Source organism: Streptomyces sp. NPDC030814, assembly GCF_055572155.1.
Map to the genome: position 1 here is coordinate 1 of NZ_JBVIDX010000049.1, position 14,301 is coordinate 14,301.

The window sequence follows — 14,301 nt, forward strand, 5'->3', positions numbered from 1 at the left end:
GCCTCCCCCACCGAGAGGATCTCGTCGGCGGAGATCGGCATGGGACGGTGGCCGTAGGAGCCGATACCGATCCCGTCGAACCGGTCACGGTAGTACAGGTCGGCGTCCTGGTGGCGCAGGATCGGCCGGACCGCCTCCTCGGTCTGACCCGCCAGCGCCGGTACCGGCCCGGTCCAGGCCAGCTGATGCGCCAGCGGCGTCAGCGGCAGGTTCATACCCACCATGCGCGCGATCCTCGGCCCCCAGATACCGGCGCAGCACACCACGATGTCCGCCGGGATCTCACCCCGGTCGGTCAGGACGCCGCTCACCTCACCATCGCTGTGCACAACGTCCAGCACCTCGTGGCGGGCCAGGAAACGCACCCCACGCCCCGAGGCCCGGCGGATCTGCGCCTCCACCGCCAGGACCGCCTTGGCCAGACCGTCCGTCGGCACCAGAAGACCGCCCAGCACCTTCTCACCGTTCACCAGCGGGTGCTGCTCCACGCACTCCTCGGCACTCAGCAGCCGGCCCTCCACACCCCACGCGGTGATCCAGCCGTGCCGACGGCGCAACTCGGTCAGCCGCTCCGGCGTGGTCGCCACCTCCAGACCACCGACCTGGAGGAAACACGGCTTGCCGTCCACCTCCAGCGAACAGAACTTCTCCACCGTGTAGCGGGCCAGCTCCGTCATCGTCTTGGACGAGTTCGTCTGGAACACCAGACCCGGAGCATGCGAAGTAGAGCCCCCGGTAGCGGGAAGCGGACCCTGGTCGACCACCGTCACCTCGGTCCAGCCACGCGCGGAGATCTCGTCCGCGAGAGCCGCTCCCACGACCCCCGCCCCGATGATGACCACTCGGGGTCCCGCCATCGCCGCACCTCCGATTGAGAACGAGTCCAGCCGGTAAGTTGCTACCTACGCAACATGGTTCAGGTTGCGCAACTCAATGTGCCTTCCGTGCAGGTGGGTGTCAAGGGTCCCGGGACCTCGGAAAACACTCTCGACAACTCCCCGAGAAACGGCGATGCCCGGCGGGCGGCGCACTCCTGTGCACGCCGCCCGCCGGGCATGTCCGACCGGCCTTCCGGCCCCGCTACTTGATCCAGGCGTCGACCTTGTCGCGGTTGGCCTCGACCCACTTCTTCGCCGCCGCCTCCGGCGCCATCTTGTCCACGGCGATGTACTTGGCCACCGTGTTCTGGTCCTCGTTCGTCCAGGTGAAGTTCTTGACCAGGTTGTACGCCGGGCTGTCCGACTTGGCGAACTTCGTGCTGACGATCTTGTCCAGGTTGTAGACGGGGTAGTCGCAGGCGACCTTCTCCGCGTCGGCGTCACAGCCCGTCTTGTAGTCCGGCAGCTTCACCTTGACCAGCGGCACCTCGGCCATGAACCACTGCGGCTCGTAGAAGTAGCCGATCACCCATTCCTTGTCCTTCTCCGCCTTGCGGAAGGCCTGGATGAGCGCGGTCTCGCTGCCCGCGTACACGACCTTGAAGTCCAGCTTCAGGTTCTTCACCAGGGCCTCGTCGTTGGTGACGAACGACGGGTCGCCGTCGAGGAGCTGGCCCTTTCCGCCGGACTCGGAGGTCTTGAACTTGTCCGCGTACTTGTTGAGGTTCTTCCATTCGATGATGTCGGGGTGTTCCTTCGCCAGCCACGGCGGCACGTACCAGCCGATCAGGCCCTTGTTGCCGGTCTCACCGGCCTCGACGGCCGTCTTCTGGTCGGTGATGTACTTCTTCTTCAGGTCGTCGTGACCCCAGTTCTCGATGACGGCGTCGACCTCGCCCGTCCCGAAGCCCTGCCAGGCGATCTCCTCCTTCAGGTCCTTCTTGGTGACCTTGCAGCCGAGGTCGTGCTGCGCGACGTACGCGACGACCGCCGCGTTCGCCTCGTAACCCACCCACGGGTTGACGGCGAGGTTGAAGGTGCCGCACTTGCCGGAGTCGCCGGAACCGCCCGAGCCCGCCGAGTCCTCACCGACCTTCGCGCCGCCGCAGGCGGTCAGGGCGAGACCGAGAACGGCCAGTCCGGCCACGCCGGCTCTCCACTGTCGTACTTGTGTTGCCATGGTCAGTGCTCCTTACGCGCTCACGCGTCGCGCCGCGGCCTGAGTGATCCGGTCGAACATGATTCCGAGGAGGACGATGGCGAACCCGGCCGCCAGGCCCTTCCCGTACAGCTGCCCTTGGGCGAAGCCGGCCACGACGTCGTAGCCGAGGGCGCCCGCTCCTACCAGGCCGCCCACAACAACCATCGACAGCACGTAGATCAGGCCCTGGTTGGTCGCGAGCGTCAGGGCACTGCGTGACATCGGCAGTTGAACCTTGGTGATGATCTGCCAGGTGTTGCACCCGGCGGAGGTGGCCGCCTCCACGGTGGTCGCGGGAACGGCCCGTACCCCATCCGCGATGATCTTGATGGCGACGGGCGCCGCATACACGATCGCGGAGACGATGGCCGTGAAACGGGTCGCCCCGAACAGCGCGAGGAACGGCACGAGATAGACGAACGGCGGCATGACCTGCGCCGCGTCCAGAGTCGGCCGCAGTACCCGGTCCACGAGGAGGCTGCGCCCCATCCACACCCCGAAGGCCACCCCGAGCACCATGACCAGCACGGTCGCCACGAGGGTGGAGGCCAGGGTTGTCATCGCGTCCGACCACAGCCCCGTCCCGACCAGCAGGCCCACGCAGACGGCTGCCACCGCACCGGCCCGCCACCCGCCGAGCACCACGCCGAGCGCGATCAGCACCGCCGTGACGAGCCACCACGGCGAGTCCGTGAGCAGCGACTGGAACGGGTTGAGCAGACCGTTGGTGATGGCGTCACGGAAAGCGTTGGTGAGGCCCGAGAGGCTGTCCTGCACCCATGTCGTCGTGGTGTCGGCCGCCCTCGCGATGGAGCTGCCGGCACCGCCCTCGCCGGGGAACTCCGCCGCCCACACATAGGTGTGCGACATGTAGACGAGCACCGCCGCGACCACGCCGCCCGCGGCCAGCAGCGGCCGCCGCCACGTCGCGAACCGGCCACCGGCGTGCCGGGCCGTCTCCTGACGCGCGCTCGCCGCGGTGGTGACCCGGTCGAGGACGATCGCCATGATGACGATGGCGAGGCCCGCGTTGAAGGCCGTGCCCACGTCGAGCGACTCCAGGGCCTGCATCACGGTCTTGCCGAGACCGGGCGCGTCGATCAGCGCGGCGATCGTCACCATGGCCAGGGCGGCCATGATCGACTGGTTGACGCCCATCACCACGGTCCGCTTGGACATCGGCAGCAGCACCTTCAGCAGCGCCTGCCGGCGGGTCGCGCCGAGCGAGTCGGCCGCCTCGACGGTGGTCTCCGGGACGGACCGGATGGCGTGCGCGGTGATCCTGATCGCGGGCGGCGCCGCGTAGATGACGGTGGCGATGGTCGCGGAGGCGCCGCCGATGAGGAAGAACAGGGTCAGCGGGGCCAGGTAGACGAAGGTCGGCATCGTCTGCATGAAGTCCAGGAAGGGCGTCACGATCCGGTTGAACCGGTCGGAGAGCCCCGCCCACACACCCAGCGGGATGGCGAACAGCAGCGCCACGAGGACCGCGGAGACGGTGAGGGCCAGCGTGTCCATGCTCTCCTGCCACAGCCCCTGCAGCCCGAAGAAGGTGAAGCCGGCCACGGCCAGCAGCGCCACCCGCCAGTTGCCCACGGCCCAGGACACATAGCCCACGATGCCGACGACGCCGAGCCAGCCGATCTGCGGGAGGGGACGGCCGACGGAGGGCTGGGAGATCAGCCCCTGGACGAAGGTCACCAGGGTGTCGATGACCAGCCGGATCTCATTGAAGAAGTACAGGAAGAGCGGGTTGGAGTTGCGGTTGGCGCCGATGGAGTCGTTGAGGTCGTTGATCCACCGGTGCAGATCCGTGAGGTCCGCGGCGGCGAGGGTGAGGGTCTGCCTGCCGCGCAGCAGGGCGAACAGCACCAGCCAGACGACGACGATCGCCGCTACGACGGTGCCGCGTCCGACCTTCCGCGTACCGGCGCCGGCCGGGGCGCCCGGGGGCACGGCGTCGGACTTCAGCGGGGGTTCGGGCTTTTGTGGTTGTTCCGGTTTCTCCACGGCGACCGTCATCACATGCCGCCTTCCTGCCCGGCGACCACCGCGAGGATCTCCTCGTCGCCGACGATGCCGAGCAGTTCGCCGTTCTCGACGACCTTGACCGGCTTGTCGGCCGCCAGCACCGCGCGGGTGGCCTCCCGGACCACGACGTCCGGGCCCAGTTCGGGACCGTCCAGGGCGTCGCCGTCGGCGACCGGGCGCATGATCCACCGCAGGGTGAGCACGTCGCCGCGCGGGACGTCCTTGACGAACTCGCGGACGTAGTCATCGGCCGGGGCGCCCACCAGCTCGTCGCCGGTGCCGCACTGGACCATCTTGCCGTCGCGCATGATGAGGATGCGGTCGCCGAGCTTGAGCGCCTCGGAGAGGTCGTGGGTGATGAACACCATCGTCTTGCCGACCTCGTGGTGCAGCCGGATGACCTCGTTCTGCATGTCGCGGCGGATCAGCGGGTCGAGCGCCGAGAAGGGCTCGTCGAAGAAGAGGACGTCAGGGTCGCCGGCGAGCGCCCGGGCGAGGCCGACGCGCTGCTGCATACCCCCGGAGAGCTGGTCGGGGTAGGAGTTCTCGTAGCCGGAGAGGCCGACGAGTTCGACGACCTCCAGGGCCCGCCTGGTGCGCTCGGACTTGCTCATGCCGCGGATCTCCAGGCCGAAGGCCACGTTGTCGACGACCCGGCGGTGGGGCAGCAGCCCGAAGTGCTGGAAGACCATGGAGAACTTGCTGCGCCTGAGATCCCTCAGGCGTTTGCCGTCCGCCTCACGGATGTCCTCGCCCTCGAAGACGATCTCCCCCGAGGTGGGTTCGATCAGCCGGGTGAGACATCGCACCAGCGTGGACTTGCCGGAGCCGGACAGGCCCATGACGACGAAGACCTCGCCCTTGCGGACGTCGAAGTTCACGTCGCGGACGGCGGCGGTGCATCCCGTGCGGTCCATGAGCTCCCGGCGGGTGAGGCCGCACAGCTCCTCGGACTGCGGGACCCGCTCGGCCTTCGGCCCGAACACCTTCCACAACCGGCGCACGGATATGACCGGGGTACCGTCCGAGTCCTGAGGTGTGCCGCGCCGCTGCGGTACCTCGGTCTGCGTTGGGGTCACGATCGACCTCTTTTCGGCGTTCAGCCGCGGAACCAGTGCTGCGGCCGGGGTTGGATGTTCTGCCAGATGTGTTTGGGCTCTCGGTACTCGTCCAGGCCGGTCGGTCCCAGCTCCCGTCCCACGCCCGAGTGCCCGAAGCCACCCCATTCCGCTTGCGGCACATAGGGGTGGTAGTCGTTGATCCACACCGTTCCGTGGCGCAGCCGCCGGGCGACCCGCTGGGCCTTGCCCGCGTCCTGCGTCCAGACGGCTCCGGCGAGTCCGTACTCGGTGTCGTTGGCGATGCGTACGGCGTCGTCCTCGTCGGTGAACCGCTCCACGGTGAGCACGGGCCCGAAGGACTCCTCGTGCACCACGCGCATGTCCTGCCGGCACTCGTCGAGCACGGTCGGCGGGTAGAACCAGCCGCCCGCGAGCGCCGGGTCGGTGGGGCGTTCGCCGCCGCAGCGCAGTACGGCGCCCTCGGCAAGGCCGGTCGCGACGTACGCCTCGACCTTCTCCCGGTGCTGGGCGGAGATCAGCGCCCCCGTCTCGGCCTCGGGGTCGAAGGGCCCGCCGAGCCGGATGAGCCGGGCGCGGCGGACGATCTCGTCGACGAGGCGGTCGTGCAGGGAGTCCTCGACGATCAGCCGGGCGCCGGCCGAGCAGACCTGGCCCGAGTGCAGGAAGACGGCGGTGAGAGCGAAGTCCACGGCCGTCTCGAAGTCGGCGTCGGCGAAGACCACGTTGGGGTTCTTGCCGCCGAGTTCCAGCGCCACCTTCTTCACGGTCGCGGCGGCGGTGGCCATGATCCGTCTGCCGGTGTCCAGGCCCCCGGTGAAGGAGACCATGTCGACCCTCGGGTCCTCGGAGAGCGGGGCGCCCACCTCGGGGCCGGTGCCGAGGACCAGGTTGGCGGCCCCGGCCGGGAGCCCGGCCTCCGCCAGGGCCCGCATCAGCAGGATGGAGGTGGAGGGGGTGAGCTCGCTGGGCTTGAGGACAATGGTGTTGCCGGCGAGGAGGGCCGGCGCGACCTTCCAGCTGGCCTGGAGGAGCGGATAGTTCCAGGGGGTGATGAGTCCGCAGACTCCGATCGGCTCGTGGACCACACGGCTGACGGCGTCGTCGCGTCCGGTGTCGATCACCCGGCCGGCGTCGGTGCCGCCGAGGCCGCCGTAGTATCGGAAGCAGGAGACGACGTCGGCGATGTCGTACTCGCTCTCCACCAGGCGCTTGCCGGTGTCCAGCGATTCGGCTCGGGCGAACTCCTTGGCGTCCCGCTCGATGATGTCGGCGGTGCGCAGCAGCAGTGCTCCGCGCTCCCGCTCGGGGGTGTGCGGCCACGGTCCCCCGTCGAAGGCGGCACGGGCCGCCGCGATCGCCTCCTCGGTGTCGGCACGGGTGCCTTCCGAAACGGTCGCGGCCAGCGAGCCGTCAGCGGGGCAGCGGATCTCCCGTCGCCCTCCGGCCACCGGGTCCCGCCACGTGCCCGCCACATACAGGTCTGCCACTCGCCAAGCCCTTCAGCTGAAATGCGTTGCGCATCGTGCATTCAATTGCTTGTGGTGGAACACCCTGGCGGGCGCCAAGACCTACGTCAAGAGGTTGGAGGATGACGATTCAGCCATGCGAACACTTGCGCGTCCACCCTTGACCGCGAGCGGAGTCCGGCCGACCATGTTGCGTATCGCTCACCTTGTTGTGCAATACGCACCGACGGAGGCTGTCATGTCCCCTCGACCGCACCCTGGCCGTGAGTACGTCCTCACCCTCTCGTGTCCCGACAGCGCGGGGCTGGTCCACGCGGTGAGCGGCTTCCTCGTGAGGAACTCCGGCAACATCCTGGAGAGCCAGCAGTTCGACGACCGGCTCCAGGGCCGCTTCTTCATGAGGGTCCACTTCGACATTTCCGACCCGGACACGGAGCTGAAAACGCTGCGTTACCGGTTCGGCCCGGTCGCCGAGGCGTACCGCATCTCCTGGACCCTCAGCGAGGCGTCCACCCCGACCCGGACGCTCATCATGGTGTCCCGGTTCGGCCACTGCCTGAACGATCTGCTCTTCCGCAGCCGCTCCGGCGCCCTCAACATCGAGATCCCGGCGATCGTCTCCAACCACCGGGACTTCGAGGGGCTCGCGGAGACCTACGGCATCCCCTTCCACCACATCCCGGTCACCCGGGACACCAAGGCCGGGGCGGAGGCGCGGCTGCTGGAGCTGGTGCGCGACCTCGACATCGACCTGGTGGTGCTGGCCCGCTACATGCAGATCCTCTCCGACGACCTGTGCAAGCAGCTGGAGGGCCGCGCGATCAACATCCACCACTCCTTCCTGCCCAGCTTCAAGGGCGCCCGCCCCTACGACCAGGCATACGACCGCGGGGTCAAGCTCGTCGGGGCGACCGCCCACTACGTCACCTCCGACCTGGACGAGGGCCAGATCATCGAGCAGGACGTCGTCCGGGTCGACCACTCCCTGGCCCCCAAGGACCTCGTCACCGTCGGCCGCGACGTGGAGGCCCAGGTCCTCGCGCACGCGGTGAAGTGGCACAGCGAGAGCCGGGTGATGGTGGACGGCAACCGCACGGTGGTCTTCCGCTGACAGCGGGCACGGCGGCGGGGCGGGGCTGGACAACCGGCCCCGCCCCTTCTGTTCGCGGCCCGTCCGTCACGCGGCGCCGGGCCGCCCGCTTCGTATACGGGATACGGCCCGGCGGGCGCCCCTCAGCCGCCGAGACGGTCCAGCAGGGTCCGCCGCCACGCCTCCGTCTCGGCGATCTGGTTGAACGTGAACAGGTGCAGCCCCGCCACCCCCGCCGAGGGCTCGGTGAGGGCGCCGGCGGCCCGGGTCAGCAGGTCCTGGGGTGAGTACCCGCCGGGCGCAGCGAACCGCAGGAACCACAAGGGGTGCCTGGCGAGGAACCGCGTCGACTCCCCCACCCCGATCTTCGTCGCCATGGCCAGCAGCTTCGCCCGCTGCACGGGGCCGGCGACCCCCACATGCACGGGGAGCGCGACCCCTCTGCCCCGCACCCGGGCGATCCACTGCCCCAGTACCCGCGGGTCGAAGCAGAGGTTGCTCACGAGGTAGGTGGCGTGCTCGCGCTTGTCCCACATCGCCTGGACGGTGATGTCGTCGTGGATCAGCGGATGGCTCTCCGGGTATCCGGTGACCCCGACGTCGGCGAAGGGCCGCCCCAGCTCGCTGAGGCGGCGCAGCACCGGCAGCGCCCCGTCGTACGTGCCCGCGGGCGGATCGGCGTCGCCGGCCGGCACGAAGACGTCGTCGACGCCCGCCTCGCGGAGCCGGTCGACGGTCTCCTTCAGGTGCGCGTCGTCCCGCAGCAGCCGCGCGGGCACGTGCGGGACGACGCGGTAGCCGTGGGCGGCGAGCCGCGCGGTGAGGTCGAGGGTCGGCTCCAGGCCCTTGACGGGCGACGCCGTCACGGTGACGACGACGTCGCGCGGCACATGGGCGAGGACCTTCTCCTCCGTGGCCCTGGCAGGCAGCACCTCGTAGCGGACGCGGTGCAGGAGCGCCCGGAGCCCTGGCGCGTTCAACCTCTACCCCGCCGACTTCTGGGCGTCGCGGTGGCGGTAGTAGGCGGCCTCGGACGCGGGCAGCGGCTCCTGGCCGAGGATCAGGTCGGCGGCCTTCTCCGCGATCATCATCACCGGGGCGTAGATGTTGCCGTTGGTGACGTAGGGCATCACGGACGCGTCCACGACCCGCAGGCCCTCCACCCCGTGCACGCGCATGCTGGTGGGGTCGACGACGGACATCTCGTCGGTGCCCATCTTGCAGGTGCAGGACGGGTGGAGCGCGGTCTCGCCGTCCTTGGCGACCCAGGCGAGAATCTCCTCGTCCGTCTCGACGGACGGTCCGGGTGAGATCTCCCCGCCGTTGAAGGGGGCGAGCGCGGGCTGGTTGAGGAGTTTGCGGGCCACGCGGATCGCCTCGACCCATTCGCGGCGGTCCTGCTCGGTGGAGAGGTAGTTGAAGCGCAGGGCGGGGTGTTCGCGCGGATCCCTGCTCTTGATCTTCACCGAGCCGATGGCATCGGAGTACATGGGCCCGACGTGCACCTGGTAGCCGTGGCCGCCGGCCGGCACGGAGCCGTCGTAGCGGACGGCGATCGGCAGGAAGTGGAACATCAGGTTGGGGTAGTCCACGTCCTCGTTGCTGCGGCAGAAGCCGCCGGCCTCGAAGTGGTTGGTGGCGGCGGGCCCCTTGCGGAAGAGCCATTGCAGTCCGATGAAGGGGGCCCGCCACTTCGCCAGATACGGCTGCATGGAGACGGGCTGTTTGCAGGCGTACTGGATGTAGACCTCCAGGTGGTCCTGCATGTTCTCGCCGACGCCGGGGAGGTCGTGGACGACGTCGATGCCGAGGGCGCTCAGTTCTTCGGCGTTGCCGACGCCGGAGAGCTGGAGCAGCTGCGGGGAGTTGATGGCACCGCCGCACAGGATGACTTCCCTGGCGCGGACCTGCTGGGGCGCGCCCTTGCCGCGCCGGTACTCGACGCCGACGGCGCGCTTGCCCTCGAAGAGGACGCGGGTGACGAGGGCGCGGGTGGTGACCGTGAGGTTGGGCCGCTTCATGGCGGGCTTGAGGTAGGCCTTGGAGGCCGAGAGCCGGCGACCGCGGTGGACGTTCCGGTCGAACTTCGCGAAACCCTCCTGCCGGAAGCCGTTGACGTCGTCCGTGGGGGCATAGCCCGCCTCCTCGGTCGCTTTGAGGAAGGCGGTGAACAGCGGGTTGTTCGCCGGGCCGCGTTCGAGGACGAGGGGGCCGTCATGGCCGCGGAACTCGTCGTCCGGGTCGGCAGCGAGGCAGTTCTCCATCCGCCGGAAGTACGGCAGACAGTGCGCGTAGTCCCAGCTCTCCATGCCGGGGTCGGCCGCCCAGCGTTCGTAGTCCATGGGGTTGCCGCGCTGGAAGATCATGCCGTTGATGCTGCTGGAGCCGCCGAGCACCTTGCCGCGCGCGTGGTAGATGCGCCGGCCGCCCATGTGGGGCTCGGGTTCCGACTCGTACTTCCAGTCGTAGAACCGGCTGCCGATCGGATAGGTCAGCGCCGCGGGCATGTGGATGAAGACGTCCCACGGGTAGTCGGAACGGCCGGCCTCCAGGACCAGCACGCGGTTGGCCGGGTCCGCGGAGAGTCTGTTCGCCAGTGCACTGCCGGCCGAACCGCCGCCGACGATGACGAAGTCGTAGTTCAGGGGAGCCATGGTGCCTCGTCTCGCTCGCGCCATCGGTATGCGGAGCATGCTAGACCGGTATCGCAATACGCACCAGGTTGCGAGCAACGCAACTTGCTCAGGTGAGTATCGCGCCTGTTACTTGCAATCGTGTTGTTTACTGCGCGTATAGTTTCGTTGTGAGCAACCACAGCCAAGACACCGAAACCTCGAATTCACAGTCCGGTGGAGTGCAGTCGGTCGACCGCGCCATCAGCGTCCTGGAGATCCTCGCCCAACGCGGGGAGGCGGGCGTCAGTGAGGTGGCCGCCGAGATCGATGTTCACAAGTCCACCGCGTTCCGTCTGCTCGGTGCCCTGGAGGCACGGGGCCTCGTGGAACAGTCGGGCGAGCGCGGCAAGTACCGCCTGGGCTTCGGCATCGTACGCCTCGCCGGCGCGGTCACGGCACGGATCGACATCACCCAGCAGGGCCGCCCGGTCTGCGAGCGGCTCGCGGAGGAGATCGGCGAGACGGTCAACATCGCGGTTCTCCAGGAGCACTACGCGATCAACCTCTACCAGGTGCGCGGCCCCGCGGCCGTGACCGCGCACAACTGGGTCGGCCAACTCACCCCGCTGCACGCCACGTCCAGCGGCAAGGTGCTGCTGGCGTACCTGCCCGCCAAGGAGCGCGCCGCGCTGCTGGCGGAGGCGGGCCTGAAGAAGGTCACGCCGCACACCATCACCTCGCGGACGAAGCTGGAGAAGCACCTCGCCGAGGCGCGGGAGGCCGGATACGCCTGGACGCAGGAGGAGCTGGAGATCGGGCTGCACGCCATGGCGGCGCCGGTCCTCGACCGGGACGGACAGGTCATCGCCGCGGTCACCGCCTCGGGGCCCTCGTACCGGTTCACCGAGGAGCGGATGCGGGAACTGGCCCCGGTGCTGATCAAGGGCGCCGAGGAGATCAGCCACCGGATGGGTTACCTGGGCTGACCGCCCCCGGCCGCTGTGACCGGCCGCCCAGCCGTTCGTCGACCCAGTCGTGGAAGGCGCCGATGTGGTGCTCACTGGGCACCAGCACACCGCCCTTGGCGTACATCCGGGAGCTCATACCGGGCTGTGTGCGTTCGCAGGCGTCGAAGTCCTGCCGGTTGACCCGGTCGAAGAGTTCCACGGAGCGGCTGACGTCCTTGCCGCTCTCGACGACGTGCGGCAGATACAGCCAGTCGCACTCGACGACCGTGCGGTCGACGGCCACCGGATACATCCGGTGGAAGATGACATGGTCGGGCACCAGGTTGATGAAGACCTGCGGCTTGACCGTGATCGCGTAGTAGCGGCGGTCCTGCTCCTCGGCGACGCCCGGGATGCGGTCCAGCCCCTCGGAGCCGTCCACGGTGAAGCCCTGGATCTCCGCACCGAACTCCGCGCCGTGGCCAACGTAGTACTGGGCCGCGTAACCGTCCGCGAACTCCGGGAGCACCTCGGTGAGTTCGGGATGGATCGTGGCGCAGTGGTAGCACTCCATGAAGTTCTCGATGATCAGCTTCCAGTTGGCCTGCACGTCGTAGACGATCCGTTTGCCGACGGAGAGGTGGCCGATGTCGTAGCGCTCGATGGACTCGACGTCGCCGAGCCGCTCGACGACCGCGCCGATCACGTCCTCCTCGAAGGAGGGCGGATTCTCCGCCAGGCACACCCACACATAGCCGAGCCATTCCCGCACGGCCACGCCCGCCAGGCCGTACTCGGTGCGGCCGACGTCGGGCATCTTGGTGAGGTTGGGTGCCGCGACGAGCTTGCCGTTCAGGTCGTAGGTCCAGGCGTGGTAGGGGCACTGGAAGGCCCGCTTGACCTCGCCGGCCTCCTCGGTGCAGAGCTTGGCGCCGCGGTGGCGGCAGACGTTGAAGTAGGCGCGGACGGAGTTGTCCCGGGCGCGGGTGACGAGGATGCTCTCGCGGCCCACGTCGACGGTGCGGAACGCGCCGGGCTTCGCCAGCTCGGAGGCGCGCGCGACGCAGAACCACATGGTCTCGAATATGTGCTCCTGCTCCTGGGCGAAGACCGCCGGGTCCGTGTATGAGGAGCCGGGAAGGGTGGCGATCAGGCTGTCCGGCAGGCTGGTCGAGGTCACGGTGCACTCCTCGGGAACGTCGTGGATCGGACTGTCACGCGCCGGGAAGAGCAACTCCGGACGGCGTTGTGTGTGATGCAACGCTGCGCGCCATGAGAAACCGCAGCATGGGGTGGTCCGGCGGCGGTCAACGTGTGGCGGCGGCGAGTTGCTTGCGCCAGCGGGTGAACAGCCGGGGCTGGTTCATCCCGAGCACGGCGACCGGGTGACCGGCGCGGCGGTAGACGGCGAGGACGTCGCGGTCGTCGGCGGCGCCCTGCTCGATGGTCACGCTGTCGGCACCGGCCGCGTGACCGGCGAACTGGATCTTCACGCCGTACTGGTCGGACCAGAAGTACGGCGGCCGGGGCACGCCCGGTTCCACCGCGCCGCCCGCCAGCAGCGTGGCGACGGCCGCTGCGGGGCGCTCCTGGGCGCCGGTCCAGTGTTCGACACGACGGTGGTGCCCGGCCCGAGGGTCGTACCACGAAGCGCAGTCACCCACGGCGACGACGCCGGCGACGCTGGTGCGGCCGTCGGCGCCGCACTTCACGCCGTTGTCGAGCGCGACGCCGGAGCCCTCCAGCCACTCGACGCACGGGCGGGCGCCCACGCCGACGACCACCATGTCGGCGGGGATCGTACGCCCGTCCTCCAGGAGGACGGCGTCGACCCTGCTCTCGCCGCTCAGCCCCTTGACGCCGACTCCGCACAGCAGCCGTACGCCGTGGTCGGCATGGAGGGCGGAGACGATACGGCCCATGTCCTCGCCGAGCGGTCCGGCGAGCGGTGTGGGTGCCGCCTCGACGACGGTGACGTGCAGGCCGAGGGCGGAGGCGGTGGAGGCGACCTCGGCGCCGATGAAGCCGCCGCCGATCACGACCAGCCGTCCGCCCCCGGCCAGTTCGTCCCGCAGGGCGCGGGCGTCGTCCAGGGTGCGCAGCACATGCACTCCGGCGAGCCCCTCGGAGCCGGGCAGTTGCCGGGCGGCGGCGCCGGTGGCGATGACGAGGCCGTCGGCCCGGACCGAACCGCCGTCGGCGAGCCGGACGGTCCGTTCCCAGGCGTCGAGTCCCACGGCCCGGGTGCCGAGCAGCCACTCGGCCCGCAGGTCCTCGCCGTCCGTCTCCAGCGCGAGGTCATTCTCGCCGATCCCGCCGGAGAGGAACTCCTTGGAGAGCGGGGGCCGGTCGTACGGGCGGTGGAGTTCGTCACCAACGACGACCAGCCGTCCGTCGTAGCCCTGTTTCCGCAACGAGCGCGCCGCCGAGAGGCCTGCGAGCGAGGCGCCCACCACGGCGACCGTCCTCACGCGGGACCACCGGCGAGCCGGGCCGAGATGCAGGGCGGCAGGTTGGGGGCGTCCGTGGAGACCTTCACGTGGATCATGCCGTCCTCGACGACGACCTCGTGCGTCCGCACCGGCAGCTTGGCCGGCGGAGCGTCGACCGCTCCGGTGCGCAGGTCGAACTTCGAGGCGTGCAGCGGGCATTCCACCTCGCAGCCCTCCAGCCAGCCGTCGGCGAGCGAGGCGTCCTGGTGGGTGCAGGTGTCGTCGATGGCGAAGACCTCGCCGTCGTCGGTGTGGAACACCGAGACCGGCGGGTCGATGTCGAGCCGGATGGCCTCGCCTCGCGGAAGGTCCTCGAGACGGCACGCGGGAATCATCATGACACCTCGGTGCGTATAGCGAAACGGATTGCGGTAAGCGCAACATCAGTCTGGGGTCGGCCTGAACCCTTGTCAAGGCGTCGAAAGGCCCGCTTCACACGGGCTCCCCGGCGACCGCGGGGACAGCTCGAAACGCCCGTACCACCTGCGGAAACAGGCGG

At 69.3% G+C, this 14,301-nt stretch carries 12 protein-coding genes; 2 read left to right on the plus strand and 10 right to left on the minus strand.

The genetic code is table 11. The features are described from left to right. The 5 genes from ACZ43N_RS42155 to ACZ43N_RS42175 all read right to left on the minus strand — a co-directional run. On the minus strand, positions 1-857 hold an 857-nt coding region (locus ACZ43N_RS42155; RefSeq protein ID WP_468105112.1), incomplete at its 3' end, for an NAD(P)/FAD-dependent oxidoreductase. Positions 858-1,080: 223 nt separating this feature from the next. Continuing rightward, positions 1,081-2,058 (minus strand): ABC transporter substrate-binding protein, encoded by a 978-nt coding sequence (locus ACZ43N_RS42160; protein WP_468105114.1) that lies wholly within the window; start codon positions 2,056-2,058, stop codon positions 1,081-1,083. Between the two features lie 12 nt (positions 2,059-2,070). Beyond that, positions 2,071-4,101 (minus strand): ABC transporter permease, encoded by a 2,031-nt coding sequence (locus ACZ43N_RS42165; RefSeq protein WP_468105116.1) that lies wholly within the window; start codon positions 4,099-4,101, stop codon positions 2,071-2,073. Then, positions 4,101-5,189: a quaternary amine ABC transporter ATP-binding protein gene (locus ACZ43N_RS42170; RefSeq protein ID WP_468105118.1), complete on the minus strand. Its 1,089-nt coding sequence runs from the start codon at positions 5,187-5,189 to the stop codon at positions 4,101-4,103. Before ACZ43N_RS42170 ends, ACZ43N_RS42165 begins: the two co-directional genes overlap by 1 nt. Before the next feature lie 20 nt (positions 5,190-5,209). Next, positions 5,210-6,679, minus strand: a complete 1,470-nt coding sequence (locus ACZ43N_RS42175; RefSeq protein ID WP_468105120.1) for an aldehyde dehydrogenase family protein — start codon at positions 6,677-6,679, stop codon at positions 5,210-5,212. A gap of 217 nt (positions 6,680-6,896) precedes the next feature. On the opposite strand from ACZ43N_RS42175, the gene purU reads away from it, so the two are divergent. Next, complete coding sequence (gene purU, locus ACZ43N_RS42180) at positions 6,897-7,769, plus strand: formyltetrahydrofolate deformylase (RefSeq protein ID WP_468105122.1); 873 nt, start codon at positions 6,897-6,899, stop codon at positions 7,767-7,769. A 122-nt stretch (positions 7,770-7,891) separates the two neighbouring features. On the opposite strand, the gene ACZ43N_RS42185 is transcribed toward purU, so the two are convergent. Both ACZ43N_RS42185 and betA read right to left on the minus strand, forming a co-directional pair. After that, complete coding sequence (locus tag ACZ43N_RS42185) at positions 7,892-8,728, minus strand: methylenetetrahydrofolate reductase (RefSeq protein WP_468105124.1); 837 nt, start codon at positions 8,726-8,728, stop codon at positions 7,892-7,894. Positions 8,729-8,731: 3 nt separating this feature from the next. After that, positions 8,732-10,402, minus strand: a complete 1,671-nt coding sequence (gene betA / locus ACZ43N_RS42190) for a choline dehydrogenase (RefSeq protein ID WP_468105126.1) — start codon at positions 10,400-10,402, stop codon at positions 8,732-8,734. Positions 10,403-10,602: 200 nt separating this feature from the next. Here betA and ACZ43N_RS42195 point away from each other — a divergent pair, with 200 nt between their 5' ends. Continuing rightward, a complete protein-coding gene (locus tag ACZ43N_RS42195) occupies positions 10,603-11,349 on the plus strand; it encodes an IclR family transcriptional regulator (RefSeq protein WP_468105127.1) in 747 nt (248 codons plus the stop codon). Here ACZ43N_RS42195 and ACZ43N_RS42200 read toward each other — a convergent pair. The 3 genes from ACZ43N_RS42200 to ACZ43N_RS42210 form a co-directional block, all read right to left on the minus strand. Next, a complete protein-coding gene (locus tag ACZ43N_RS42200) occupies positions 11,321-12,490 on the minus strand; it encodes an aromatic ring-hydroxylating oxygenase subunit alpha (RefSeq protein ID WP_468105129.1) in 1,170 nt (389 codons plus the stop codon). The genes ACZ43N_RS42195 and ACZ43N_RS42200 overlap by 29 nt on opposite strands. 127 nt (positions 12,491-12,617) lie before the next feature. Further along, positions 12,618-13,781, minus strand: a complete 1,164-nt coding sequence (locus tag ACZ43N_RS42205; RefSeq protein ID WP_468105130.1) for an NAD(P)/FAD-dependent oxidoreductase — start codon at positions 13,779-13,781, stop codon at positions 12,618-12,620. After that, a complete protein-coding gene (locus ACZ43N_RS42210) occupies positions 13,778-14,140 on the minus strand; it encodes a bifunctional 3-phenylpropionate/cinnamic acid dioxygenase ferredoxin subunit (protein WP_468105132.1) in 363 nt (120 codons plus the stop codon). Before ACZ43N_RS42210 ends, ACZ43N_RS42205 begins: the two co-directional genes overlap by 4 nt. Positions 14,141-14,301 lie beyond the last annotated feature (161 nt).

Coding starts and splice junctions, on each gene's coding strand:
- ACZ43N_RS42160 (WP_468105114.1), bottom strand. CDS start 2,058: ATGGCAACACAAGTACGACAGTGGAGAGCCGGCGTGGCCGGACTGGCC.
- ACZ43N_RS42165 (WP_468105116.1), bottom strand. CDS start 4,101: ATGACGGTCGCCGTGGAGAAACCGGAACAACCACAAAAGCCCGAACCC.
- purU (WP_468105122.1), top strand. CDS start 6,897: ATGTCCCCTCGACCGCACCCTGGCCGTGAGTACGTCCTCACCCTCTCG.
- betA (WP_468105126.1), bottom strand. CDS start 10,402: ATGGCTCCCCTGAACTACGACTTCGTCATCGTCGGCGGCGGTTCGGCC.
- ACZ43N_RS42210 (WP_468105132.1), bottom strand. CDS start 14,140: ATGATGATTCCCGCGTGCCGTCTCGAGGACCTTCCGCGAGGCGAGGCC.